This is a genomic window from Marinobacterium sedimentorum, from assembly GCF_024267675.1.
In the GTDB taxonomy this organism is placed as follows: Bacteria; Pseudomonadota; Gammaproteobacteria; order Pseudomonadales; family Balneatricaceae; genus Marinobacterium_A; species Marinobacterium_A sedimentorum.
Window position 1 is genome coordinate 1 of the sequence record NZ_JALDYX010000039.1, and the last position, 25194, is coordinate 25194.

The window sequence follows — 25194 nt, forward strand, 5'->3', positions numbered from 1 at the left end:
ACGTCCGGATCTGTGTGGGGGCGGCTCAGGTAACTGGCCGTCCTACCACGACTGCGTAATTGGAGTTTTCATGCAAAATGTTATCCTTAAAGGGTTCATTCTTGTTCAAGATATGGACCTTGATACTGTTAAACTAGAGCTTCCGCTTCATTGTGAACTTACGCGAAAGGAACCTGGGTGTTTGGTGTTCGAAGTAACTCCCAATGAAAGTAACCAAAATCGTTTCGACGTATACGAAGAGTTCTCTAGTAAAGCCGCGTTCGAAGCGCATCAAGCTAGAGTCAAAAGCTCGCGATGGGGCCAGGTAACAACAAATGTTGAAAGGCACTACGATATCGTTGAGTAAACGCATAACCAGGCCAAGCAGCATCGCGCAACAAGTTGGCTGGACCTCGCTATGCTCGGCCGCTGTTGGCAACGTTAGGCCGTTGAGTTGGAAATCATGATAGAAGTCATTCTTACAATTTGTGGTTCAATTACGGCGGTCGCCGGTGTAGCAATTCTAGGTAGAAAATTGTACCTGTGGTTGAGGCCCGCATCTGCAAGTATCTCCTATAAGCTTGTGATGGATGATTCAGGCCCGGATTCAATTTCGGTCATTATTACGAATAGAAGCAATTCTGCTATTTATTTAAAATCATGTAAGGTTCGCAGTACATATTCTGTTTTTGAATTATTTAAAAAACATTTAAAACGCCCTTTTCTTTCTCCAAGGTTGTACCCAAACCTACGATACAACGGATGCGTATACCAATTCATAAAGAATGAGCCGATAAAAGTAGATCCCTCAGAATTGAAAGAACTGAAGATTGAAATTCACGAGCATCCGCTTAACGCAATCTATGGACCTATGTTACTTGCCAAAGTGACATTAACAACAGGTCAACGTATATACAGTAAACGCGTTCAAGCTCCTAAAGTGTGGCGGATAATTGGAGAGCGAGGTTGAAATTATGCCTAACAAATAAGGATAGGTGGCGCGAAGCCGCCACCTGATCCGGGTGTTGAACAAGCCCGGCCAGGTGCCTTTATAAGGTAAATTACGGCGTGCGGTGCATGGCGGTTTTGGACGGTGGCACGAGCGGTGACTTTTTCGCAGACGCGCGTCACCCTTGGCCCGCTGAACCAATCAAAGCGTTGTCGTTGATCGCATCCTGGGTATCAGTGCCCTCCACGTCGGTTGAGGTGATTCTCCTTATACGGGGTCAGCCCAGGGTCGGTGGTCGGGCGGCACGCACCCCGGCCCATAGCATGGGCAGATGGCAGCAGGGGCAAAGCGGTCGCGGCGCCGGCGTGTCGTCCGGTGGCGTCGGTGTGACCTGCAGCAGCAGTTGAATCCGTTGCAGCCGTACCTGCGCATTGCCGCGCAGGAAGCCGTAATCGCGCAAGCGGTGGAAGCCCTTGGGCAGCACGTGCTGCAGCACCAGCCACAGGAACTGGACGGCGGGCAAGGTGCGGGTGCTGGGCTGACCGCTTTGACTGTCACGATAGCGAAAGGTCACCAGGCCCGCGTTTTCGCCGAGGATGTTGCGTTCCGGCAGCACGCCCCGGTACAGGTAGCGTGACAGGTACTGGAGTGCCGGCAGTCCCCGGCCGACGCGACGGCAGTCGACGACCCAGAGTTCGGGCAGTGCCGAGGGCAACACCAGGCCGGCCTCGTCGCGCAACGCGGCCAGCAGGCGTGCCCGCCAGACCCTGGCCAGGGCGCGGACGTTGAACAGGTAGCGCTGGCGGAGCTTGCGCCACTGCCGCCGGCGTGGATCGTAACTGCCGCCGGGTACCACCAGATGCAGGTGGGGGTGGTAATCCAGCTTGCCACTGTGGGTGTGCAACACCGCCGTGAAGCCGATGTCGTCCACCTCCCACTGCAGCGCCAGGCAGTCGGTCAGGCGGTTGACCGCGACCTCGGTGGCCTGTCGGGTCACGCGGGTGAGACGGGTATAGCGGGCGGTGGTGGCGGGGCTCTGGTGCCCCAGCAGCTCCTGGATGGAGCGCAGGTCGAGGCCCCGTTCGAGCAGGTGCGTGGCATAGCTGTGGCGCAGGGAATGGGGACTGACGGCTTTGTGGATGCCGCACTCCTGGATCACCTGCCGCATGGCTTTCTGGACCCCGCCGCGATCCATGGGGGCCTGGGGCGCGCTGCGCTGGGCGGGAAACAGCCAGCGGGGATGGCGGTGGGTCTTCCAGTAGTAGCGCAGCGCCAGCAGGGTGCGTTGAGGCAAGGGGACATAGCGGTCTTTGCCGCCCTTGGCATTGCGGATATGCACGCGCATCAGCTGGCTGTCGATATCGCCGACCTGGAGGCCAAGCCCCTCGCCCAGGCGCAGGCCGAGGCTGTAAAGGGTCAGGAAACAGACCTGGAAGCGCAGTTGACGGGTGAGGCTGACAAGGATCGCCACCTCGCAGGGCGTGAGGATATCCGGCAGGCGCTGGGTGCGGGGCGGCTTGACGATGTTGAGCCACTCCCAGGAGCGGTCGAGGACATGACGATAGAAGAACTGAAAGGCGTTGCGGTTGACCTTGACGGTGCTCCAAGAGTGGGACTGGATGAGGTCGGCGAAGTAGCGCCGCAGATCGTCGGCGCTCAGCTGGTCGGGGCAACGGTCGAAATAGGCGATCAGCCGCCGCAACGCGCGGGCGTAGCCATCGACGGTCTTGGGACGCATCCCTTGCAGGGTGAGCGCCCTCAGGTGGCGTTGGTACAGATGGTCGGTACGTTGTTGCTCGGTGGTATTCATGGTGATACTCCTGAGTTGGACGGCGCCCGGCAGTGGGCGCCTATACAGGGGTATTTATGAGTTGGCCGGGGAGCCGGCTGTATCGACAGCTGCCGCGAAGCGGCTTAGTTCAACAAAGTGGTGTTGTTCGCCGCTATTGCGGCTGGGACCGCAGCTTCGCTCCGGCCCCAAACCACAGCGTTAGGGCTGGTCATAGTGCCCACCAATAGCGAAGATATAAATGGACTTATCATCAAATCGATATATTAGCCGGTCTTTCTGTGATATCCGTTTGGACCAGAGTCCTGATAGGTTGTGTTTGAGTGGTTCTGGTTTCCCCAATCCAGAGGAAGGATCATCAGACCGGAGCATTTCTTTGAGCAATTTGCATAATGCTTTGTGCAGACGCTTGTCCGTTTCGCGCATGGCTTCATACGCTTCCCACGTATTACCCTCAAACACCAGTGATCTCATTCATTTGCTCGTCAGTCGGTTTGTAGCCTTGTCCACGGGTGTGGGTTTCAAGAGAGTCGGCAATTTGCTGCATGAGATTCTTGCTTTGGAGTACGTGAAGGGTTTCTTGTTCTCGTTCCCAATCTTCGGCACTCATCACCACAAAAGCCTCTCCAGCACGCCGAGTTACCTTGAGAGGCTCATGTCGGCTAACAACTTGTTCTACAACGCTTTTTAGGTTGTCTCTAAATTTGTTCACGCTGATCGTATCCATAGGGTTACCTTCATGTACTGTAATGCAGTACAACTATATACTAGGAGCCCTAACAAGGCCAAGCAGAGCGACCCATTTTCCGTTCCGCCTTTGGCTCCACTCAAAATGGGCGCCTGTTGGCGGCGCTAGCCAAATACCTTTATAAATTAGAAATGAATGGTAGAGAAAGGTGAAACAAAAAATCAAAAGCCTTACTGAAATCCAACGTTATATCCTTAGAAATAGAATATTAGACCAGCCTAAAAGACCGTTTGGATTTTCGTTTGCTGCGTTATATGGAAGTATGGATATTGCGAAATATCCGGAGGATGATGTTTTAACTGCAATAGAAGATATGGTTGAAAAAGGTTTATTCGAAAAAAGACATGATGGCGCATATATTTTTTCGCGTGAACAGTTTTTAAATGTTAAGCCATATTTTAAAATGGACTTGTTTCTACAAAATTTTAAAAAATCATCCATGCTGTTGATAAAGTTTATATGGAAACATTTTATCGTAACAATTCTCGCTGCAGTATTAACCGCTTATGTCACTACTATAATAACGCTGAAAGTGAAATCCTCAAAAGCTAAAGATGTGAACGAGCAAATAATTCACATATCAAAAGATAATGTAAAAATTCGAGGAACAAAATAGATTGCTTACTATGTTTTTCCATATCGTGGCCTAACAAATAAGGATAGGTGGCGCGAAGCCGCCACCTGATCCGGGTGTTGAACAAGCCCGGCCAGATGCCTTTAAGGTAAATTACGGCGTGCGGTGCATGGCGGTTTTGGTGGCAGGCACGGGCGGTAACTTTTTCGCAGACGCGCGTCACCGCTTTTAGCGGACCCCATTGGTCTGGAAACATTTACGGTCTCGTTAGCTTCCATTTTGCACGATATTTTTGCTGGACGATTAATTGTCGACGTGAATTGTCAATCCTGTTTCTCCGGCTGCGATATGATCCGCTAGGATGTTGTGCTGATAATCTTCACTGTTTTGTCGCCGGAACGGGATGGGGGCCTCTTTAAAAATATGCTGAAGGCGTAAACGCCAAGCGGCGAATTCCGCCTCAGCGGCGGCTTCTTCAAGCTTCCCCGCGCCGTAAATAGCATGGGTCGGTAGTACATCCAGTCCAGGAAAAAACAGTGCACCGTGGGTGATGGGAAATAGCAGCTCGTCTAAAGGGCCATTAATACCTCTGGGTGTGTAGTCGTCAGCCGGGCCGCCTACCATGACCGATAACAGGGCTCGCTTGCCTTTGAGAATACCGTCGCCATAACGATAGCGATTGCCTTCGCCTTTGTAGCCGTATGCAAACCCGTAGGCATACACTCGGTCTATCCAGCCTTTTAGAATGGCCGGCATACCGAACCACCAGAGTGGAAAATGAAATATGACTGCGTCGGCGGCAAGTAGCTTGTGCTGTTCAGTCACGACATCCTGGGTTTGCTGTCCGGTTGTATAAGCATGTTCAGACTCCTGGATAAAGCTGAGCCGGTTATGGTTTATCCGGCCGGGAAAGTCGCCTTCGTCAAAAGTTGCTTTCCAACCCATGCCATAAAGATCTGATTGCAGCACCTTGTGACCTTGCTGCTCCAGTGTTTGTACTGTTTCCGACACAAATCGCCGAGTCAGGGATGTGGGTTCTGGATGTGCATACACAACTAATACTGTTTTGGACATTGTGCTTCTCCTCAAGCAGGTTCAAGGAGCGAGATGCTCATTTTTGGTAGATCCAGGGCCCAGTATGCAATACGATCAGGTATTGGAGAAATTGAAGGATTTTTTGTTAGGTATAAAAAATATGGATACCAAGCGGCTGGATCTTAATTTACTGGCAACTCTGGAAGCCTTGCTTGAGGAGCAAAATGTCAGCAAGGCTGCAGCGCGTCTACATTTAAGCCAGCCCACTGTCAGCGCTCAGCTGCACCGGCTGCGGAATTTGTTCAACGATCCGCTGCTGATCCCGGCCCACCGTGGGATGACTCCAACCGCTAAAGCTCTGGAATTAAGCTCACCTTTGCGCCTTGCACTGGATCAGGTGCGGGCTACTCTGACAACACACCAGCACTTCGATCCTACCCAAGCCAACCTAACTGTGATGCTAGCCTGCACCGACTACCTGCAAGCCGTTGTCGGTTTGTCCATCGTAAAAGAATTGAGACGGCAAGCACCGGGTATCAAGGTTGGATTGCGGGTTCTGGAACCTGCCCGATTGGAAACTCAAATGGTTGGCGGCGAAGTGGATCTTGCGCTGATGACACCGGAAGAAGCGCCCTCAGCTTTACGTGCCAGACATTTGTACGATGAAGTCTATATGCTAGTCGGGCGTCGGGATCACCCGCATCTTTTTGATGGGATGACGATTGAAGATTATATCCAGCTTGAACATGTTGTTGTTTCGCTAGATGGGGGGAACTTTTTAACGCCTATTGATCAAGCGCTGAAAACGTTGGGGCACTCACGCAAGGTGGTTCTATCGGCCGCTTCTTTTCTTGTTGTCCCCGAGATAGTCGCTCAGTCAAATCTTGTGGCATTGGTGCCAGCGCGTTTAGTCGCGGGGCGTACGGACCTGAGAATGGTATCCTCTCCCATTGCATCGGCAGGTTTCTCTGTTGGTATGGTGTGGCATGAGCGTAACCATGGGCACAGTGCACATCGTTGGGTTCGTGAAATGATAAGCCAAATAATTCTCGATTAACTATATGGAGTTTTTCACAGCTAAGGTGCTAGTGTACTGGTGCACTCTTGATGGTGCTTTAGAACGCGCTCATTTTTTCGCCAGTCAAGGCGTGAGGCGGAGTCATAGTGGGGCTACGGCGACAACGAACAACACAGGATGGCGGAAAAAGGGGCCGTTATAATCTTCATATAGCGTGCAACAGTACACTAGCCCCGGGGTGACCGGGACCGACGGCAAAGGCGTAGATGGGATTACGTATACTGTCCCCGGAATCCTCATAACACTCTCATTGCATCTATATGCCAGCAGACACGTTCGAACACGGTTAAATCCCCCGTACTGATCAGTTCCAGGGGGGATTTCCCTTCGAAATACGGATCGTCGTGAAGGCTGGACATGTAACCGTACACGTCCTCGGGGTCGTCGAAGATTGTACTGAGATCTGAGTGAATATTGAGTACGAAGGTCACGCGCTCACATTGCTCATCACTGAGGACCGCGGGAAATGGCTGGTCAGGATCTAGCTTCAGGATAGCGAGCGCCTGATTTGGCGTGCACTGCCACTGGACCAGAATATGCAGTGCTTCGGATAGGCCGGTGCTCATGTGTTTAACCCCCGATCAGAGTCTTTAGGGTGTCCGGCCGGAATGTACTCTGCCACCGAACAAATGGGTCCTAGGTCAATTACAGTATAGATACAGCCTCCGGGTACTTCTGCAGGAATGAGTGATCCCATTTATCTGTGCGGTTCGCGAACCGGGACATCTGTCTAAATTCCGGGGGCACTATACTGATTCGGCGGTCCGAAATAATGATATCGCAGGAGATAGTGCCTTGAAGTGTCCAAAATGTGGCTACCTGCGACAAGATCAGGACAGCCATCTCATGGAGGGTGTCTGCCCACAATGCGGCATCGCCTACTGTAAATGGAAAGAGAACCCGGTACCGGCGCAGGAACAGTCGTTCGTGCCTGAGCCGACGAATTACAGCATCCAACCGGTGGAGCACTGGTCGAGGCGAGCCTTGAACCGGCTGCTCGAAGTGCCTGACTCAGTGGACTCGCACGCGTTCTGGGGCAGGGTCGCCCTGTTTATCGCATTCATCATCTGGGGCTGGTCGTTCATCCTTGGTGGTATCGACTGGCGCTCGATCGGTGGCTCATTTCTGCACAACGTGAACCTGCCTTTCCACGAGTTCGGCCATGTGCTGTTCAGGCCCTTCGGTCGCTTCATGACGATTCTGGGCGGCAGTCTGTTCCAGGTGCTGATGCCGCTGGGGCTGATGCTGGCGTTTATCATCCAGCGGCGCGACACCTTTGCGGCCAGCATCATGTTGTGGTGGTCCGGTCAGAACTTTATCGATGTATCCCCTTATATCGCCGATGCGTCCCACCGCGCCATTCCTCTGATTCTAGGGTTGAGCGAGGCGTATCATGATTGGGGCAATCTGCTGTCGATGACCGGAAGTCTGCACAGGGCAGGCATGTACGCCGGTCTTTCCTTCGGTATCGGGGTTGCATTGATGCTGCTGAGCTTCTGCTGGGGTGGTTATCTGCTGTATCGTCAGCATCGAAATCTGAACAGGCTTAGACAGTTGTGATTTAACGGCAATCGAATTTCGAGGCCAGCGGGGTTCCCGAAACTCCCGAGAATTTCGTGTTCCATTGGGAGGTGCGCAGGATGATGGTTCGGGTAAAGCCGATGCTTGATCGGGTGGATGACAGGGCAATTATCTGTTGTCTGACCCTGATGACGATACGCAACTGATCAAACGGCATGCTATATGCCAACCTAGCCTCGATGATCTTCGCCAACGCGCCTATGAATGACATTATCCACTGTGCCTCAGTCTTGAGGGAGGAGCCCTTGGCCCAGGCCGGCTCCTCCCCCATGACATCAGCGTCGTACCTCCAGGATCAGGTTAAAAGGGGTTTCAGCCGCGCGGCGAATGCGCGTGAACCCCGCCTTGCGAAACACCTCCGCCAGGCGCGCTTCGCCCGCCTGAGCGCCCAGGACGCGATGCCCGCCGTCCGAGATGGCGTGGGCGCAGCAAATCGTCGTCGAGGCCGCATAATACATTCGCGCCACCGGCGAAATGTTGTCCTCGACGCGGTCGTTGGCGAAGGGCTCAATGAGTACCACCGTGCCATCGGGAGCCAGGGCGCTGGCCGCGTGCCGGGCGGCGGCGTCCGGATCGCCCATATCATGCAGGGCATCGAAGAAGCAGATGAGCCCGTAGTTCTTGCCGGGGTAGTCCACGGCCCGGGTCACCTCGAAAGTGACCCGCTCGCCCTGATCGGCCTCGTCGGCGAGGCACCGTGCTTCCTCAATCGAAGCGGCGTGCGCGTCGAAGCCGTGAAAGCGGGAACGCGGGAACGCATCGGCCATCAACAGCGTCGAGTGGCCATGGCCGCAGCCAATATCGGCCACATCGATGCCGGCCTCGAGCCGTTCCACCACGCCGTCGAGCGCAGGCAGCCACTCCGACACGAGGCTGCCGCGATAGGCGTTGCGGTAGAAGGCCGCCACGCCGCAAAAAAGGCGGCCGTTGTGATCGCCCCAAGCGACACCCCGGCCAGTGCGGAAAGCCTCGATCGCTTTCGCCTCATCGAACCACATCGAGGCCGGTACGTTCCACGCGTGAGGGATATAGACTGGGCTGTCTTCATCTGCCAGCACCATGGCCTGCTCGCAAGAAAGTTCGTAGGTTTGGCTAACGGCGTGATAGTTGACGTAACCGCCCGCAGCCTGCGAATTCAGCCACTCGCTCACGTAACGCTCGGTGCAACCGGTTCGCGCCGCCAGTTCCTTCGCGCTGATCGGGCCGGCGCCCGCCATGGCCTTGTAGAGCCCGAGCTTGCTGCCCAGGCTCACCATGACGCCGCCGTAGCCGGCGGACAGGTCGCCGACAGCGCGGGTGACGAAATCATTCAGTTTCGTTTGATCGATTACGGGTGTGTTCATGGTTTCCGTCTCCTTCGTGTGGATGATGGGTTGCGAACAACACACATAGGATCGCAAAGAAGCCCGTTTGACCCCAGAGCCGGAATCGCCTCGAATGGGTTCATTCGTGCCACGCCGTGGCCGCGGGCTTCTGCAAGAGGATAAGCCGCCATGGCCACACCATCGCCCCACGCCGGACCGAACCCACCCCACGTCAGCCTGGTCGCGCTGCCCGATGCCGTGGTCTCCACGCTGACCGGCATTTTCGATGTCATGAATGCGTTCGCGCTCACGAACATGTTCGGGGCGAGCGTAGGCGCGCTGAGGCCATTTCACGTGGAGATCGTGGGCGAGGCGACAGGTCCTCTCGAGCTGGCGAGCGGTGTCCCGATCAATGTGCAGCGTGCGGTCGCCGATATCGAAACTACGGATATCGTTATCGTGCCTTCGGTGCTATTGCGCCCCTGTGGCTGGGAGAAGGGGCGTTATCCAAAACTGGTGGAGTGGACCCGGTCGATGTACGAGCGCGGGGCGGTTCTCTGCTCGGCCTGCTCGGGTATCTTTCTGCTGGCTGAGACAGGGCTCTTCGATGGCAAGGACACGACGGTGCACTTCGGCTACGCGCGTGCGTTCACGGCCGCCTATCCAGGCGTGCCGATTCATCCGGAACGCGTGCTGGTCATCTCCGGCCTGCGCGAAGAGCTGGTGTGCTCGGGCGCATCGACGACCTGGCACGACTTGGTGCTCTATTTAATTGCGCGCTATGCCGGCGCGACTGCCGCGCAGGAGGTCGCGCGCATGTTCGCGCTGCAGTGGCACCAGGACGGTCTTGCGCCGTACATCGTTTTCGAGGGCAAAAGTGACCACGGCGACGCCGAGATCCAAAGCGCGCAGCGTTGGCTGGATAAGCACTTCTCGGTCGCCAACCCCGTGGAGGGAATGATACAGCGCTCGCGACTCGCCGAGCGCACCTTTAAGCGGCGCTTTACAAGCGCTACCAGCCTCACGCCGATCGCCTACGTCCAGCGCCTGCGCGTCGAGGATGCGAAGCGCAGGCTGGAGCGGACAGAAACCAGCATCGACGAGATCAGTTGGCAGGTCGGCTATGAGGATCCGGCTTTCTTCCGGCGCCTGTTCAAGCGCACGACGGGTATGACCCCCAGCGCCTATCGCAAGCGCTTTCGCATTCCAGATTTTGCTCGCCTTCACCTGTAGGGCAGGTGGTTCGATGCCTGACAGGCTACCTTTATCATGATGCTCAACAAGGCGCTTCAGCGGACGTGCTGTCGCTCGCCGCTGAGCTTTGGCGTTAGGCAGCGTATGAAAAATGCTCGCAACCGACTGAAGAACGCGGAGCTGCTGTCGCTCATCGGCGCCTGCATTGCCACAGGCGGCATCGCGCTGTTCCTCCAATCCTGGCTGGAGCCGTTCAAGCTTCTTCTCTTGCTCGGCGGTCTTGTGGTGCATGCAGCTGCGATGTACTACCGGCATCGTCTGGAGAGGGCCGCGGGTAGCATGCCGACTCATTGGGAGAGGTGGCTGTACTGGTCCTGCTGGCTCATCTTGGCAATGCTGGCTTTCTATATCCTGGCAGTTGGCACTAGCCAGTCCTCATAGGTGGCATCCATCATCAGGGTGATTAGAACCGTACTTGAAGACCAGACTTTACATGAAGAGTTGCCGGGCTATTGATGCTGCTGAGTTTCTGCTGGGGTGGCTATCTGCTGTATCGCCAGCATCGAAACCTGAACAGGCTTCCTTAGCAGCAACCGAATTCCGGGGCCAATGGGGTCCCCGAAACTCCCGAGAACTTTGAGTTCCACCGGGAGGCGGAAGGCGGCGCCGTCTACTTCGATAGGCACGGCGATCGTCCGAACGCCGCTGACGGGTTCACCAGCGTCTGGACCGGCGATAACGAGACCGAAACCGGCGGCTCCCTTGCTGCGTTGTTCGACGGCTCGCACGGCTGGTTCTGGCAGAACAACGGCCCCGCGCCAGTGACCATCCACCCCTGTGCAGAGGACTCGGAAGTGAAGGCCGAACGGAGCGCTCGGCCTTCGGCGGGATTACTCCACTGACACCAGCGCCTGCTTGATCGACTCGGCAATCGGTGTTGTCGGGCGACCGGTCAGTGCGCTCAGCTGTTTGCTGTCGTCGTACAGGCCGCCCTTGGACGCACCGGTATCGGATTCTGCCAGCAGGGTCGCGATGGGTTCCGGCAGCCCGGCGCCGACCAGCGCCTGCCGGTACTCGGCTTCCGGCAGGTTCTCGTAGCTGATCGCCTTGCCGGATTGTACGGCGATCTCGGCGGCGAGTTCGCGCAGCGTATAGGAGTCGTCCCCGGCCAGTTCGTAGACCTTCCCTGCCTGCTCGCCGGCCAGCAGTACGGCTGCGGCGGCTGCGGCATAGTCGGCCCGGGAGGCAGAAGAGATACGGCTGTCTCCGGCGCAGCCCATGACCGCCCCGAACTGCAGTGCCGCAGGCACGCCCGCGGTGTAGTTCTCGCTGACCCCCATGGGAAAGGAGGTCGCGGAGAAGGTGGCCGACCTGGCGAACTGGATAGAGCTGAACCTGCTGAAGGTGATGGAAGCTCAAGCTCTTGCCGCAGCGGATTAATGCAACGCACTGGGCCCGTACAATCTCCCACACCCTCATCAGGCTTCCAAACCACAGCTATTGTGTAACGGCCCCAAACCGCGACGTCGACAGCATCTTCGGCTTTCGCCGCTGTCCCGGTTCTTTCACGGTCGTGCGGAGCCTTTCCAGGCCCGGGAAGCCGAAAGCGGGCTATCGTTACTGTTGTGGCTCGATTCCGTGGCCGCTAGTCGACGTCGGCTTTGCGCATCAAAAGACGGAAGGGCGGTAGCGTGCCCGCTCAACGGTGCAAAGGCCGCTCAATCCCGGCAGGGACGGTAGCTACATCAATGCAATTTTTATTCATTATGTGGCGAAAAAAGGAATAATGGGTTAGTACGAAATCCAAGATCAGATGGATCCTTTATGGGGTTGGGTTTCTATTGCCGATGCTGGCATTGTTTGGATGTGGTGGGTTCAATGAAGGGTCGATGAAGGGGCGATGAAGGTCTCGAGTTGCTTTATCGGGTTTAGTGCATTCGAGGAATAAGAAGCGCAGCGGCCTTGCCGCGTGCTACTCAACACTAACGTCAGGGCTACGTGTGACCAGTTTCTAAGTTGGAGGCTCTATGGATCATGATGAAAACATTGAAATAGGGATGTGCTGGTTTGATGAAGAGCAATGGAACCTGCTGAGAGAGTTGGACCCAGAGGGTACTGACGATACCTATGAGGACTGGCGAAAGAATGCCAATAAGGCGTTTTATGATATACGCGCTTCTGGCCATAAAATTGTAAAAGTAGCAGTAAAAATAGATGAGTTTCTGGCGTGGTGTGAAGAAAAAAATTATGAACCTGTAAGTTTTTCGAGGTCGGAGTATGCGTCATTCAAGCTCCGACAGGCTCATGAAAAAAATAAAAACTAACCCGAGGGCCAAGCGCCCTCGCAATGCGGGCCGGAACTTCCGCTACGCTGCAACCCCTTACCCGCAACGTTCGGCCGCTGGGAAATTCAAGGATTTTTAAATGCAGAGAGTTGTGCTTTTGGTTGATGTTCAAAATGTGTATTACACAACCAGGCAAGTATTCGGAGCAAACTTTGATTACAACACATTTTGGTCAGTTGCCACTGAAAATAGACAAGTCATAAAATCTGTAGCCTATGCCATAGACAAGGGTGATAAGAAGCAAAGAGAGTTTCAAAACATATTGAGAGCCATTGGTTTTGAAGTAAAGCTAAAACCTTTTATACAGAGAGCCGACGGCTCTGCAAAAGGTGATTGGGACGTCGGCATTACCATTGATGCTTTAGAGTACTCGGAGCAAGCGGATATAATCGTTCTTGTTTCAGGTGATGGCGATTTTGATATTCTTGTAAATAAGCTGCGGATCGAAAAAGGCAAGGTTGTTGAGGTTTATGGGGTTGCTAAATTAACAGCCACGTCGCTGTTAAATGCGGCAGACAGGTTTATACCGATAAATAACGAGCTGCTTTTGAAATCGTAGTGGATGTTTGGGTGGGCGCCTTTGCGTGGCAGTTTCTCGGTAAAAGAGGCGATCAGTGGCAATATTAGCGCCCTGTTGGTCATGGTGCTGTTCAAGTGAAAAGCTGATTGTTTGCAGGCGCCACCGTTCTTCCTGCCACTCAGAGAGCCCATCGCGGGCTTTCGGTTTCGTGCTTTTTCGTGGCCGCTGGCATCGGATTCTTGGCTGCCTATTTTCCAATCAAGTGTTACGAACCTTAGGTGTATGTTCGTGTTGACGTACGTACGTACGGGATGGCGTACACTGGTGGAAAATTGAACAGGCTGGAGGTGCGTCATGACTGGAATTACCGCAACTGAAGCGCGCAGCAACCTGTATCGATTGATTGATGAAACGGCCGAATCCCACCAGCCGATTGTCATCATGGGTAAGCGAAACAAGGCAGTTCTGATCTCGGAGGAGGACTGGGCTGCGGTTCAGGAAACGCTTTACCTGCTTTCGGTTCCAGGTATGCGGGAATCCATTCGCGAGGGAATGGATACCCCTGTCGATGTGTGCGATGAGAAGCTGGACTGGTGACATGGAAGCTGGTTTACACCAGCCAAGCCCAGAAGGATGCAAAGAAGCTGGCCTCCAGCGGCCTGAAACCAAAAGCTCAGGAATTGCTGGCCCTGATCGCAGAAGATCCATACCGCAAGCCACCCCCGTTTGAGACGCTTGTTGGTGATCTTGCCGGGGCCTATTCACGCCGAATCAATATACAACACCGTTCGGTGTACCAGGTGCTCGAAGAGGAACGGGTGGTTAAGGTTCTCCGCCTCTGGAGCCACTACGAATAATGCAGAACAGGCCACCGTTGCCGGGCAATTTCTTCGCCGCAACACGGCTCCAGCATTGTCGCAAAGCTCCGCGTTAGGTATCTCCAGGAAGGTTATTGATGGCTCATCGGGCGTATCTCGGTCAGGATTGGTTCCCATGCATTGAACCTTATGGGTGACAGGTACGAATCTAATGTAGTATCCACTTTTTAGTTGGAAAAATAGCTTAGCGGTAAATATTATGTCAAAGAAAGTAGTAAAGTTTGAATACGAGAAAGAAACCAAAAACAGTGTTCGCTTTAAGGAAGTTCCGGATGAAGGAACCGCTCCCATCCTGGGTTCTTTATATGTTCAGAAGTGGTTTGCTGGTAATAGCAAAACTATTGAAATAACGATCGAAAAAAAGGACTAGCTGCCAATAATTTTCTGGGCGTAGGGTGTTTTCAATTCGCAAATACTCCAGCGCGCTCGCTGTCTGGGCACGCCTGTCGATGAGTGCGATGAAGAGCTGGACTGGTGACGTGGAAGCTAGCTCCTTACTTCGATATGGCTGGATATGGATCGAGGTAAGATGACAGTGCTCTAGGTACCCAAACTATTGATGGCTCATCGAGTGCATACAAAAAGCCCCGGCATTGCTGCCGGGGCTTTTTTGTCTTTGGGCTTAAAGCTCAGGGTTTACAGCTGACAGCTCAAGGCTGACCGCTTTCTATTTCAATCAATTCTCATCCGGCTCATACCCCAGATTCGGTGATAGCCAGCGTTCGGCGACGGTCTGTTCCATGCCGGTTCTGTGGGCGTAGTCTGATACCTGGTCTTCGCCGATCTTGGCGACGCCGAAGTACTGCGCCTGGGGGTGGCTGAAGTACCAGCCGCTGACGGCGGCGGTGGGCAGCATGGCGTAGGACTCAGTAATGGTGATACCGGTGGTCTTTTCCACGTCCAGCAGTTTCCACATCAGGGCCTTTTCCGTGTGATCGGGGCAGGCGGGGTAGCCCGGTGCCGGGCGGATGCCCTGATATTTCTCGCGGATCAGGGCTTCGTTGTCCAGCGCTTCGTCCGGCGCATAGCCCCAGAATTCCTGGCGTACGCGCTTGTGCAAGCGCTCGGCGAAGGCTTCGGCCAGGCGGTCGGCCAGGGCCTTGACCATGATGCTGTTGTAGTCATCGTGATCGGCTTCGTAGTGCGCCACCAGCTCATCGACACCAAAGCCGGTGCTCACGGCGAAGGCACCGTAGTAATCCTTCTTGCCGCTGGCTTTGGGCGCGACAAAGTCGGTCAGACACATGTGCGCCTTGCCGGCGACCTTTTCGGTCTGCTGGCGCAGGTGGTGCAGCGTCATCAGGACTTCGGTGCGGCTGTCGTCGGTGTACAGCTCGATATCGTCGTCGCCAACGCTGTTGGCCGGGAAGAGGCCGAACACGGCCCGTGCCTGCAGGCGTTTCTCATCCACCAGGCGCTTGAGCATGGCCTGGGCATCGGTGAACAGGCGCGTGGCTTCTTCGCCCACGACTTCATCGTTAAGAATGCGCGGGAAGCGCCCGGCCAGCTCCCAGGCCTGGAAGAAGGGCGTCCAGTCGATGTAATCGACCAGTTCCGCCAGGTCATAGTCCTCGAACACCTGGATACCCAGCTGTTTGGGTACCGGCGGCGTGTAGGTGTCCCAGTCGATGGCAAACTTGTTGGCCCGGGCGGCGGGCAGGGAGACGCGGCGCTTGTCGTTCTGGCGGGCGGCGTGACGCTCGCGAATGGCGTCGTACTCTTCCTGCACCTCTTTCACATAGTCGGCCTTGCGACTCGGTGAAAGCAGGGCAGAGGCCACGCCCACGGCGCGGGAGGCGTTGGTGACATGCACCACCTGGTCGCGCTTGTAGCCTTTTTCAATCTTCACCGCCGTATGGGCCTTGGAGGTGGTGGCGCCGCCGATCAGCAGCGGAATGGAAAAGCCCTGGCGCTCCATCTCCTTGGCCACATGCACCATCTCGTCGAGCGAGGGGGTAATCAGGCCGGACAGGCCGATGAGGTCGGCGTTCTCGTCCCGTGCGGTCTGGAGGATTTTCTCCGCGGATACCATGACGCCAAGATCGATAATCTCGAAGTTGTTGCACTGCAGAACCACGCCGACAATGTTTTTGCCGATGTCGTGCACGTCGCCCTTGACGGTCGCCATCACCACCTTGCCGGCGGAGCTGCTGACGTTATCCGCCTTGCTGGCCTCGATAAAGGGCATCAGGTAGGCCACGGCCTTTTTCATCACGCGGGCGGATTTCACCACCTGGGGCAGGAACATCTTGCCGGCGCCGAACAGATCGCCGACCACGCCCATGCCGTCCATCAGCGGGCCTTCGATGACTTCGATGGGCCTTTCATGATTTAGACGGGCTTCTTCAACGTCGTCATCGATGAATTCGGTGATGCCTTTCACCAGTGAATGGCTGAGGCGGCGATTTACATCCCAGGAACGCCATTCCGCAGCTTCAGGCGCTTCGGCGGCGGCACCGTCGCCACGGTATTTCTCGGCGATGTCCAGCAGGCGCTCGGTACCGTCGTCGCGGCGGTTGAGGATGACATCCTCGACGCGCTCGCGCAGTTCTTCCGGCAGATCATCGTAGATCGCCAGCTGGCCGGCGTTGACGATGCCCATGTCCATGCCCTGCTGGATGGCGTGGTACAGGAAGACACAGTGGATGGCTTCGCGCACCGGGTTGTTGCCGCGGAACGAGAAGGACACGTTGGAAACGCCGCCGGATATCTTGGCGTGGGGCAGGTTCTGCTTGATCCAGCCGGTGGCCTCGATAAAGTCCACGGCGTAGTTGTTGTGCTCGTCGATGCCCGTGGCTACGGCGAAGATGTTGGGGTCGAAGATGATGTCTTCGGGGTCGAAGCCGACCTTGTCCACCAGGATGCGGTAGGAGCGTTCGCAGATATCGCGCTTGCGCTCGAAGGTATCGGCCTGGCCGGTTTCATCGAAGGCCATAACGATGACGGCGGCACCGTAGCGGCGGACCAGACGGGCCTGGGCGATAAAGTTTTCCTCGCCTTCCTTCATCGAGATGGAGTTGACCACGCCCTTGCCCTGCAGGCACTTGAGGCCGGCTTCGATCACATCCCACTTGGAGGAGTCGATCATGATCGGCACGCGGGAAATGTCCGGCTCCGAGGCGATCAGCTTGAGGAAGCGCTCCATGGCGGCCTTCGCATCCAGCATGCCCTCATCCATGTTGATATCGATGATCTGGGCGCCGTTTTCCACCTGCTGGCGGGCCACATCCAGGGCGGTTTCGTAATCACCTTCCTTGATCAGGCGCTTGAACACCGCAGAACCCGTGACGTTGGTGCGTTCACCAACGTTGACGAAGAGGGAGTCGGCGCCGATGTTCATGGGCTCCAGGCCCGCCAAGCGGCATTCGGGCTTGATGTCTGGAATCACGCGGGGGTCTTCATGTTCGACCGCCTCGCGGATGGCGCGGATATGCTCGGGCGTGGTGCCGCAGCAGCCGCCCACCAGGTTGAGGAAGCCCGAGCGGGCCCACTCGCCGATTTCCTCGGCCATTTCTTCAGGCGTTTCGTCGTATTCGCCAAAGGCGTTGGGCAGGCCGGCGTTAGGGTGTACCGAGACGAAGGTGTCGGCGATACGGGAGAGTTCCTCCACGTACTGGCGCAGCTCCTTGGGGCCCAGGGCGCAGTTGAGGCCCACGGAAATGGGTCGTGCGTGGCGAATGGAGTTCCAGAAGGCTTCGGTGGTCTGGCCCGACAGGGTACGGCCCGAGGCATCGGTAATGGTGCCGGAGATCATGACCGGCAGGCGCACGCCGTTGTCGTCGAAGTATTTTTCCACCGCGAAGATCGCAGCCTTGGCATTCAGGGTATCGAAAATGGTCTCGATCAGGATGATATCGGCGCCACCCTGCACCAGGCCATCGGTAGACTCGACATAGGCATCCACCAGCTCATCGAAGCTGACGTTGCGAAAGCCCGGGTCGTTGACGTCCGGCGAAATGGAACAGGTACGGTTGGTCGGGCCCAGCACGCCTGCGACATAGCGCGGGCGATGCGGTGTCTTCAGCTGGATTTCGTCGCATACCTTGCGGGCAAGCGCTGCGCCTGCGCGGTTGATCTCATGGCTGATCGACTCCATGTCGTAGTCGGCCATGGCGATGGTGGTGGCGTTGAAGGTATTGGTTTCCAGAATGTCGGCACCGGCCTCCAGGTAGCCGCGGTAGATATCGGCGATGAGCTCCGGCTGGGTCAGCACCAGCAGGTCGTTGTTGCCCTTGACGTCAGTATGCCAGTCGGCAAAGCGGCTGCCGCGATAATCCTGCTCCTCAAGCTTGTACTGCTGGATCATGGTGCCCATGCCGCCATCAATGACCATGATGCGTTTTTTGAGCGTGTCCTGCAGTGTCTTGAAAGTGTTTGCGTCTGTCACCTGTTCGGCCCCGATACTCTGTCGATCCATTACGAAGATGGCTATTGTAAATCAAAAGCTTGCTACTTTTCCTGAGGGCTGTTCATGAACAGTTGAAAAAAACTGATACGAGGTCGCACAGCTGCAATTAAGGGTCGCCTGTGGGGCTGATTTGTTTCAGATTTCTTTCCTGGCGATGAGTCGAGTATTATGTGCACCGCACAAAAGGCCGGCGACTTGCTCATCCGGTCGTTGGGCGCAGCTCGGAAACAGTGTGCAGGCGGTACGCGAAGACCGCAGCCGATCAGGTTTGGCAAAGGTAGCGATAATCCATGAATACAAATTCGAAGGCAGCCGCGGTCAGCATGGAAAACCTGTTGCGGATTTTCACGGTTCCCGAAGCGCCCGGGTCCACCCTGAGTCGGCTGGAGAACGATATTTCCGCCAACCTTGCCGGTTTTCTGCAGGATAATATCGTTGCCGAAGAGACGGACCTGGTCAAAATAGAGCGGGATTTCAGCGATACCCTGATCCCCGAGCAGCCGGTCTATGTGTCCGAGCAGGCGCAGTTCCTGCTCGACAAGGTGGTGGCGCAGTCGGTGCATACCTCGTCGCCAAGCTTTGTCGGCCACATGACCTCGGCCTTGCCTTACTTCATGATCCCGCTGTCCAAGATCATGATTGCCCTGAACCAGAATCTGGTTAAAACCGAAACCTCCAAGGCGTTTACGCCGCTGGAGCGCCAGGTGCTGGGCATGCTGCACCGCCTGGTGTACGACCAGCCGGATGCTTTCTACGAGCGCTGGCTGCACGACAGTCACCATCACCTGGGCGCCTTCTGTTCCGGTGGCACAGTCGCCAATATCACCGCGCTCTGGGCGGCGCGCAACCGCGCTTTCGGGCCTGATGGCGATTTCCCCGGCATCACGCGCAGCGGTGTCTTCGCCGCCATGCGCCACTACGGCTGCGATGGCACCGCGGTGCTGGTGTCCGAGCGCGGCCATTATTCGCTCTCCAAGGCGGCCGATGTGCTGGGGATCGGGCGCGACCAGATAGTGTCAGTGGAAACCGACGGCCAGAACCGGATTCGCCCGGATGCGCTGCGGGCCAAACTGAAGCAACTGCAGCAGCAGAACATTCGCCCCTTTGCGTTGGTGGGTGTGGCCGGTACTACTGAAACCGGCAATATAGACCCGCTGGACAAGCTCGCCGATATCGCGCAAGAGCATGGCATTCACTTCCACGTGGACGGTGCCTGGGGCGGGCCGACGCTGTTCTCCGAGCGTTACCGCGGACGCCTGAAAGGCATTGAGCGGGCCGATTCCGTGACCATAGATGCGCACAAGCAGCTCTATGTGCCCATGGGGGTCGGGTTGGTGCTGTTTCGCGACTCTTCGGCGCTGAACAGTATCGAGCACCATGCCCAGTACATCATTCGCCAGGGCTCCAAGGACCTTGGCAGCGCGACCCTGGAGGGCTCGCGCCCGGGCATGGCGATGCTGGTACACTCGGCGCTGAAGATTATCGGCCGGCGTGGCTATGCAATGCTGATCGACAATGGCATTGATCTTGCGCAGCGCTTTGCCGATCGCATCGAGTCGCTGGATGATTTCGAGCTGGTTTCCTCACCTGAACTCAATATTCTCACCTATCGCTGGGTGCCGGCCCGGGTGCAGGCGGCGCTGCGGGACGCCGATGCCGCGCGCAGCATCGAGATCAATGATGTGCTCAGCCGCATTACCCGCACCATTCAAAAGACCCAGCGCGAACTAGGCAAGGCCTTTGTCTCGCGCACCCGCCTGACGCCGGACCGATACGGGCGCCAGCTCATCACTGTGTTCAGGGTGGTGCTGGCCAATCCGCTGACCACCGATGAGGTGCTGCGCTATGTCATTGACGAGCAGCGCGAGATTGTCGGCACCCTGGCGGGCAGCGAGGATATGGCTGAACTTGCGCGCCTGAGTGCTGTTGCTGATCTCCGACTCTGAGCGTTCTCCACTGACTGAAAACCCAGCTCTCCCGCTTCTCTGAGCCCGGCTCTGTGGCAGGGCGTGCAGACCTGCGCCTGCACGCTGGCGTGCTTTACTGTCTGAAACTTAGTGTTCTGACATAAGAAAATCACGCAAACTGTCGACACTTTTGGCTTGGGCTTTTGTGCGCCCGGCTAAAAGTATCTGTCTGGAGCTCTAAAAACGCGGGTATAGCCTTTTGTCTAGGTTAATAAAGCGGCGTTATTGAGTAAGCTGTTATCCAGACTTTGGGTGATTGTCGACACTTTGATGATTGGCCCAGCAGATCAGGCTGATAACAATAACGGGGTGCAGCATGACTTATCAGGCGGAGTACGCAAGATCCATCGAGGATCCACAGGCGTTCTGGGGCGACAAGGCCGCGGCGCTTAAATGGTTCAAGGCGCCACAACAGGTACTGTCCAGGGATGAGAACGGGATGGATCGCTGGTTTGCCGACGGTGAACTGAATACGTCTTACCTGGCGCTGGATGTTCATGTGGAGCAGGGCCGTGGCGACCAGACGGCGCTGATCTTTGACTCGCCCGTCACCGATACCCAGAAGCGGTACAGCTATCGGGAACTGCGTGACCAGGTGGCGGCTTTCGCCGGCGTGCTGAGCGCCCAGGGTGTGGTCAAGGGTGATCGGGTGCTGATCTACATGCCGATGATCCCAGAAGCCCTGATCGCCATGCTGGCGGTGGCGCGCCTGGGGGCCGTGCATTCAGTCGTGTTCGGCGGCTTCGCCGCGCCTGAACTGGCCGTGCGCATTGATGATGCCCGCCCGCGGGTGGTCGTGTCCGCGTCCTGCGGGATAGAGGTGGCCAGGGTCATTCCCTACAAGCCGCTGCTGGACGATGCCCTGGCGCGCGCCGAGCATAAGCCCGCTGCCTGCGTGGTGCTGCAACGCCCGGAAGTTAAGGCAGAGCTGCTGCCGGGGCGGGATCTCGACTGGCACGCCGCCATGATGGACGCGACCCCGGCCGACTGGGTACCGGTCAAGGCCACGGATCCGCTCTATATCCTTTATACCTCCGGCACCACCGGCAAGCCCAAGGGTGTGGTGCGGGACAATGGCGGTCATGCGGTGGCACTGAAGTACTCCATGCAGGCCATCTACAACATGAACCCGGGCGATGTCTTTTGGGCGGCTTCGGATGTCGGCTGGGTGGTGGGGCATTCCTATATTGTTTACGGCCCCTTGCTGGCCGGCTGCACCACCCTGGTGTACGAAGGCAAGCCGGTACGCACCCCCGATGCCGGCGCCTTCTGGCGGGTCTGCGCCGAACACGGCGTCAAGGCACTGTTCGCCGCGCCCACCGCGTTTCGGGCCATCAAGAAGGAAGACCCCGAAGGCCGGTTGCTGCAACAGCATGATCTGTCGAAACTTGAGACCATCTTCATGGCGGGCGAGCGGCTTGATCCGCCGACCTATGAATGGACGCGGGACATTACCGGCAAACCGGTGGTGGATCACTGGTGGCAGACTGAATCAGGCTGGGCTATCTGCGCCAATCCCGTGGGTATCGAAATGCTGCCACCCAAGCCCGGTTCCTCCACCGTGCCGGTGCCTGGATACAACGTGCAGATTCTCGGGCCCGAGGGTGACGAACTGCCGGCCGGCGAACAGGGCATACTGGCGCTCAAGCTGCCTTTGCCGCCGGGCTGCCTGCCGACCATCTGGGGCGACTTCGAGCGCTTCAAGTCGGGTTATCTGTCGGATTTTCCGGGCTATTATTCGTCCGGTGATGGCGGCTACAAGGATCAAGACGGTTATGTATTCATCATGGGCCGCACCGACGATGTCATTAATGTCGCCGGCCATCGCCTGTCCACCGGTGAGATGGAGGAGATCATCGCCGCCCATCCCGCAGTGGCGGAATGTGCCGTGATCGGCGTGCACGATGACCTCAAGGGCCAGCAGCCGGTGGGGCTGGTACTGCTGAAAGACGGCGTGGAGCTGGATGAAGCCGCGCTTGAAGCCGAGCTTGTGGCCCGTGTGCGCCAGGCAATAGGCGCGGTGGCCTGCTTCAAGCGGGCGGTGGTGGTGCAGCGTCTGCCCAAAACCCGCTCCGGCAAGATTCTGCGCAAGCTGCTGCGCCAGATCGCCGATGGCAATGAATACAGCATTCCATCGACCATTGATGATCCCGCCAGCCTGGCTGAAATCGAGGCTGTGTTAGACAGCCGCGGGCTGGTCAGCCGGGGCCAGGAGTAAGGCCAAGGCAAGGCCTCCAGCGTATTCGGGGGGCGCGACGGTCGGTCCTATATGGCGCGCCAACTGTTACTTTTCTGTAACAGTTGTCGACCTGCTTTGCGAGGTTGTTCTATGATTCCCAGAGATTGTCGAAATTCGGCAATTTCAGAATTCATGCATTTCGAATAATAAAAGCCGTGAGCCTTGGAAACCAGCTGTCTGGGCGAGCAGGGAGACTTAAGGATGAACAGCACGCGATATACGCCCCTTGCCGGGTGCCTTTTAACTCTGGTGCTGAGTTGCAGTGCCCAGGGCGGGTTTGAGCCTATCAGCGGTGCCGGTATTGGTGGCAATGCCGACAACCTGCCGCCCGGGCGGCTCAAGAGCCAGATCGAGCGACTGCCGCCGGCGGCACAGCAGCGGGCGCTCGAGTGGCTCGAACGCTTCGACATCCCGGCGCAGGATTTCGATTTTCTTCGGGTCGACCCGCAAGGGGCCATCTTCTATGAAGATACCGTCCTGCCCGATGACGCTAGCGGCGACCCGGATGCACCGGTCGGCGGCCCGGAAGCCGTGGCACCGGCGGATACCTTTTTGCTGCATAGCCGGCCCGGCGCCAGCAAGCAGGTGTTTCTCGATTTCGACGGCGCCCAGATCAGCGGCACCGCCTGGAACAACGGTGGCAATACCCTCTACGCCAGGCCGTTTGATACCGATGGCAGCCCGTACAGCTTCAGCGACAGCGAGCGCAACAGAATCGCTGAAATCTGGCACCGGGTGTCCGAGGACATGGCGCCGTTCGATATCGATGTCACGACCGAAGATCCGGGCAGTTTTGGCCCGACCACAGGTCATGTACTGATCACCGATTCGACCGATGAAACCGGCGCCGCCATGCCATCACAGAACGCCGGCGGCGTGGCCTACGTCGGCGTCTGGGGCACGTCCTATTACAGCAGCTACCAGCCGGCGCTGGTCTATACCGACCATCTGGGGCCCGATTATCCGCCCTATATCGCCGAGGCTGCGAGCCACGAGTTCGGACACAACCTCGGTCTGGGCCATGACGGCACATCGACTGTCGGCTACTACAGCGGCCACGGCTCCGGCTACGTTTCCTGGGCGCCGATCATGGGGGTGGGGTACTACACCAACGTCACCCAGTGGAGCAAGGGCGAGTACCCCGACGCCAACAATACCCAGGATGACCTGGCCATCATTAGCGGAAAGCTGGGTTACCGGCCGGACGATCACAGCAACGCCATGGCGGCTGCAACACCGCTGGTGGTCGATCCGGACGGTACCATCTACGTGAGCTTCCCGGAGATCGACCCGTTCAACAGCGATCCCGCCAACAAGGGTGTGATCGAGACGCGCAGTGATGTTGATACCTTCTGGTTCGATAGCGCCGCCGGGCAGGTCACATTCAATGTACTGCCGGCCTGGGAGGCCTTCTACCGCACCAGCCTGCGCGGCGCGAACCTTGACATCCAGGCGAGCCTCTACGATGCCCTGGGCAACCTGGTGGCCAGCAGTGATCCGCTGAACGATACCATGGCGCAGCTCGATGAGTTCCTGCCGGCTGGGCGCTATTACCTGCAGGTTGCCGGCGTCGGCAATGCCCTCAGCCCGTACAGCGATTACGGCAGCCTGGGGATGTATTTCATTTCCGGAACCGTGCAGCCTGCCAGCGCCGATACGACGCCGCCAACACCAAGCCCCATGCAGTGGCAACAGGCACCCGCGCCGGTCAGCGCCAGTAGCATCCAGATGACCGCCGTGACGGCGCAGGATGAGTCTGGTGTCGTGCAGTACCTGTTCGAATGCGTGCTGGGCAGCTGCAGCAGCGGTTGGCAGAGCAGTGCCTATTTCCTGGCCACGGGGCTGACTCCGAACACGACCTACAGCTTCCACGCCAGGGCGAGGGACGCCGCGGGCAACGAAACCGTCTGGTCGTCCACGCTCGCCGCCACCACACAGAGCAATGCGCTGCCGGTGGCAAACGATGACGCCGTCGCGACCGACGAGGACCAGGCCCTGTCGGTCGCGGTACTGGCCAATGATAGTGATGCGGACGGCGATATTCTGTCGATTGCGGGCTACGGGCAGGGCAGCAACGGCTCGGTCGCCCAAAACGGCAGCAATCTGGTCTATACGCCGGCGGCGGACTTCAGCGGTAGTGACAGCTTCGCTTATACCCTGACCGATGGTAACGGAGGGTCTGCAACGGCAACCGTGACCGTGACCGTCAATCCGGTGAACGACGCGCCGGTGGCGTTCAGCGACAGCGCCGAAGTGGCGCTCAACAGCAGCGTCGTCATTGATGTGCTGGCCAATGATATCGACGCCGATGGTGATTCTCTGAGCATCCTCAACTTCAGTCAGGGCAGCAAGGGCAGCGTTTCGCAGTCCGGTAACAACCTGGTGTATACAAGAGACAACAAGCGCGGTGGCGACAGCTTCTCCTATACCGTAATCGACGGTAACGGCGGTTCCGCCACCACAACGGTATCAGTCAGCTTAGGTTCGTCCGGCGGGGGAGGCTCTGGCGGCGGCAACTGCAATCCGAAAAAGGGCTGCTGATCTCTATTTTTAGAGCCTGTTTTTAGAGCTTATGGGATAGCAGAAAACGATTATAAAAAAGGCAG

At 57.1% G+C, this 25194-nt stretch carries 22 protein-coding genes and 2 pseudogenes; 15 read left to right on the forward strand and 9 right to left on the reverse strand.

The features are described from left to right. Together MRS74_RS20925 and MRS74_RS20930 are read left to right on the forward strand one after the other, a co-directional pair. On the forward strand, positions 1-346 hold a 346-nt coding region (locus MRS74_RS20925), incomplete at its 5' end, for a putative quinol monooxygenase (protein WP_254582228.1). A 96-nt stretch (positions 347-442) separates the two neighbouring features. Continuing rightward, a complete protein-coding gene (locus tag MRS74_RS20930) occupies positions 443-949 on the forward strand; it encodes a hypothetical protein (RefSeq protein ID WP_254582229.1) in 507 nt (168 codons plus the stop codon). A gap of 256 nt (positions 950-1205) precedes the next feature. On the opposite strand, the pseudogene MRS74_RS24355 reads toward MRS74_RS20930, so the two are convergent. From MRS74_RS24355 to MRS74_RS20945, 4 genes and pseudogenes are all read right to left on the reverse strand, one after another. After that, positions 1206-1856 (reverse strand): annotated as a pseudogene (locus MRS74_RS24355) (IS91 family transposase); the annotation flags it as partial. A gap of 84 nt (positions 1857-1940) precedes the next feature. After that, positions 1941-2738 (reverse strand): annotated as a pseudogene (locus tag MRS74_RS24360) (tyrosine-type recombinase/integrase); the annotation flags it as partial. A gap of 180 nt (positions 2739-2918) precedes the next feature. Continuing rightward, positions 2919-3191 carry a Txe/YoeB family addiction module toxin gene (locus MRS74_RS20940; protein ID WP_306422023.1) on the reverse strand — a complete coding sequence of 91 codons (273 nt, stop codon included), beginning with the start codon at positions 3189-3191 and terminating at the stop codon, positions 2919-2921. Further along, positions 3172-3444 carry a type II toxin-antitoxin system Phd/YefM family antitoxin gene (locus MRS74_RS20945; protein ID WP_254582231.1) on the reverse strand — a complete coding sequence of 91 codons (273 nt, stop codon included), beginning with the start codon at positions 3442-3444 and terminating at the stop codon, positions 3172-3174. Before MRS74_RS20945 ends, MRS74_RS20940 begins: the two co-directional genes overlap by 20 nt. A gap of 169 nt (positions 3445-3613) precedes the next feature. Between MRS74_RS20945 and MRS74_RS20950 the strand changes: the two genes are divergently transcribed. Further along, positions 3614-4081, forward strand: coding sequence for a hypothetical protein (locus MRS74_RS20950; protein ID WP_254582232.1), 468 nt, complete (start codon positions 3614-3616; stop codon positions 4079-4081). Between the two features lie 261 nt (positions 4082-4342). On the opposite strand, the gene MRS74_RS20955 is transcribed toward MRS74_RS20950, so the two are convergent. Further along, entirely contained in the window at positions 4343-5113 is a 771-nt protein-coding gene (locus tag MRS74_RS20955) for an NAD(P)H-dependent oxidoreductase (protein WP_254582233.1), read from the reverse strand. Between the two features lie 64 nt (positions 5114-5177). On the opposite strand from MRS74_RS20955, the gene MRS74_RS20960 reads away from it, so the two are divergent. Further along, on the forward strand, positions 5178-6131 hold the full coding sequence (locus MRS74_RS20960; protein ID WP_254582234.1) for a LysR family transcriptional regulator: 954 nt from the start codon (positions 5178-5180) through the stop codon (positions 6129-6131). Positions 6132-6388: 257 nt separating this feature from the next. Here the strand turns inward: MRS74_RS20960 and MRS74_RS20965 are convergent, their stop codons facing one another. Further along, positions 6389-6718 carry a dimerization/docking domain-containing protein gene (locus MRS74_RS20965; protein WP_254582235.1) on the reverse strand — a complete coding sequence of 110 codons (330 nt, stop codon included), beginning with the start codon at positions 6716-6718 and terminating at the stop codon, positions 6389-6391. Between the two features lie 229 nt (positions 6719-6947). Between MRS74_RS20965 and MRS74_RS20970 the strand changes: the two genes are divergently transcribed. Next, the gene (locus MRS74_RS20970; RefSeq protein WP_254582236.1) at positions 6948-7712 is read left to right on the forward strand and encodes a hypothetical protein; all 765 of its coding nucleotides are present in this window, start codon (positions 6948-6950) and stop codon (positions 7710-7712) included. A gap of 296 nt (positions 7713-8008) precedes the next feature. On the opposite strand, the gene MRS74_RS20975 is transcribed toward MRS74_RS20970, so the two are convergent. After that, positions 8009-9076, reverse strand: coding sequence for a class I SAM-dependent methyltransferase (locus tag MRS74_RS20975; RefSeq protein WP_254582237.1), 1068 nt, complete (start codon positions 9074-9076; stop codon positions 8009-8011). 150 nt (positions 9077-9226) lie between these two features. Between MRS74_RS20975 and MRS74_RS20980 the strand changes: the two genes are divergently transcribed. Beyond that, the gene (locus MRS74_RS20980; RefSeq protein ID WP_254582238.1) at positions 9227-10270 is read left to right on the forward strand and encodes a GlxA family transcriptional regulator; all 1044 of its coding nucleotides are present in this window, start codon (positions 9227-9229) and stop codon (positions 10268-10270) included. A gap of 36 nt (positions 10271-10306) precedes the next feature. Beyond that, positions 10307-10672 (forward strand): hypothetical protein, encoded by a 366-nt coding sequence (locus tag MRS74_RS20985; RefSeq protein WP_254582239.1) that lies wholly within the window; start codon positions 10307-10309, stop codon positions 10670-10672. A gap of 449 nt (positions 10673-11121) precedes the next feature. Here the strand turns inward: MRS74_RS20985 and MRS74_RS20990 are convergent, their stop codons facing one another. After that, the gene (locus MRS74_RS20990; RefSeq protein ID WP_254582240.1) at positions 11122-11571 is read right to left on the reverse strand and encodes a Rossmann-fold NAD(P)-binding domain-containing protein; all 450 of its coding nucleotides are present in this window, start codon (positions 11569-11571) and stop codon (positions 11122-11124) included. Positions 11572-12258: 687 nt separating this feature from the next. Between MRS74_RS20990 and MRS74_RS20995 the strand changes: the two genes are divergently transcribed. The 5 genes from MRS74_RS20995 to MRS74_RS21015 all read left to right on the forward strand — a co-directional run bounded on the left by MRS74_RS20995 (position 12259) and on the right by MRS74_RS21015 (position 14344). After that, the gene (locus tag MRS74_RS20995) at positions 12259-12555 is read left to right on the forward strand and encodes a hypothetical protein (RefSeq protein ID WP_254582241.1); all 297 of its coding nucleotides are present in this window, start codon (positions 12259-12261) and stop codon (positions 12553-12555) included. 100 nt (positions 12556-12655) lie between these two features. Beyond that, the gene (locus tag MRS74_RS21000) at positions 12656-13135 is read left to right on the forward strand and encodes a LabA-like NYN domain-containing protein (protein ID WP_254582242.1); all 480 of its coding nucleotides are present in this window, start codon (positions 12656-12658) and stop codon (positions 13133-13135) included. Between the two features lie 315 nt (positions 13136-13450). After that, positions 13451-13693: a type II toxin-antitoxin system Phd/YefM family antitoxin gene (locus MRS74_RS21005; protein WP_254582243.1), complete on the forward strand. Its 243-nt coding sequence runs from the start codon at positions 13451-13453 to the stop codon at positions 13691-13693. Further along, positions 13690-13953, forward strand: a complete 264-nt coding sequence (locus tag MRS74_RS21010; protein WP_254582244.1) for a Txe/YoeB family addiction module toxin — start codon at positions 13690-13692, stop codon at positions 13951-13953. Before MRS74_RS21005 ends, MRS74_RS21010 begins: the two co-directional genes overlap by 4 nt. Positions 13954-14173: 220 nt before the next feature. Beyond that, on the forward strand, positions 14174-14344 hold the full coding sequence (locus MRS74_RS21015; protein WP_254582245.1) for a hypothetical protein: 171 nt from the start codon (positions 14174-14176) through the stop codon (positions 14342-14344). Positions 14345-14650: 306 nt separating this feature from the next. Here the strand turns inward: MRS74_RS21015 and metH are convergent, their stop codons facing one another. Continuing rightward, complete coding sequence (metH, locus tag MRS74_RS21020) at positions 14651-18307, reverse strand: methionine synthase (protein ID WP_254582259.1); 3657 nt, start codon at positions 18305-18307, stop codon at positions 14651-14653. Between the two features lie 365 nt (positions 18308-18672). Between metH and panP the strand changes: the two genes are divergently transcribed. From panP to MRS74_RS21035, 3 genes are all read left to right on the forward strand, one after another. Beyond that, entirely contained in the window at positions 18673-20328 is a 1656-nt protein-coding gene (panP, locus tag MRS74_RS21025; RefSeq protein WP_254582246.1) for a pyridoxal-dependent aspartate 1-decarboxylase PanP, read from the forward strand. Positions 20329-20665: 337 nt separating this feature from the next. Further along, positions 20666-22567 (forward strand): propionyl-CoA synthetase, encoded by a 1902-nt coding sequence (locus MRS74_RS21030; RefSeq protein WP_254582247.1) that lies wholly within the window; start codon positions 20666-20668, stop codon positions 22565-22567. A gap of 222 nt (positions 22568-22789) precedes the next feature. Beyond that, positions 22790-25129, forward strand: coding sequence for an Ig-like domain-containing protein (locus MRS74_RS21035; protein ID WP_254582248.1), 2340 nt, complete (start codon positions 22790-22792; stop codon positions 25127-25129). Positions 25130-25194: the final 65 nt, after the last annotated feature.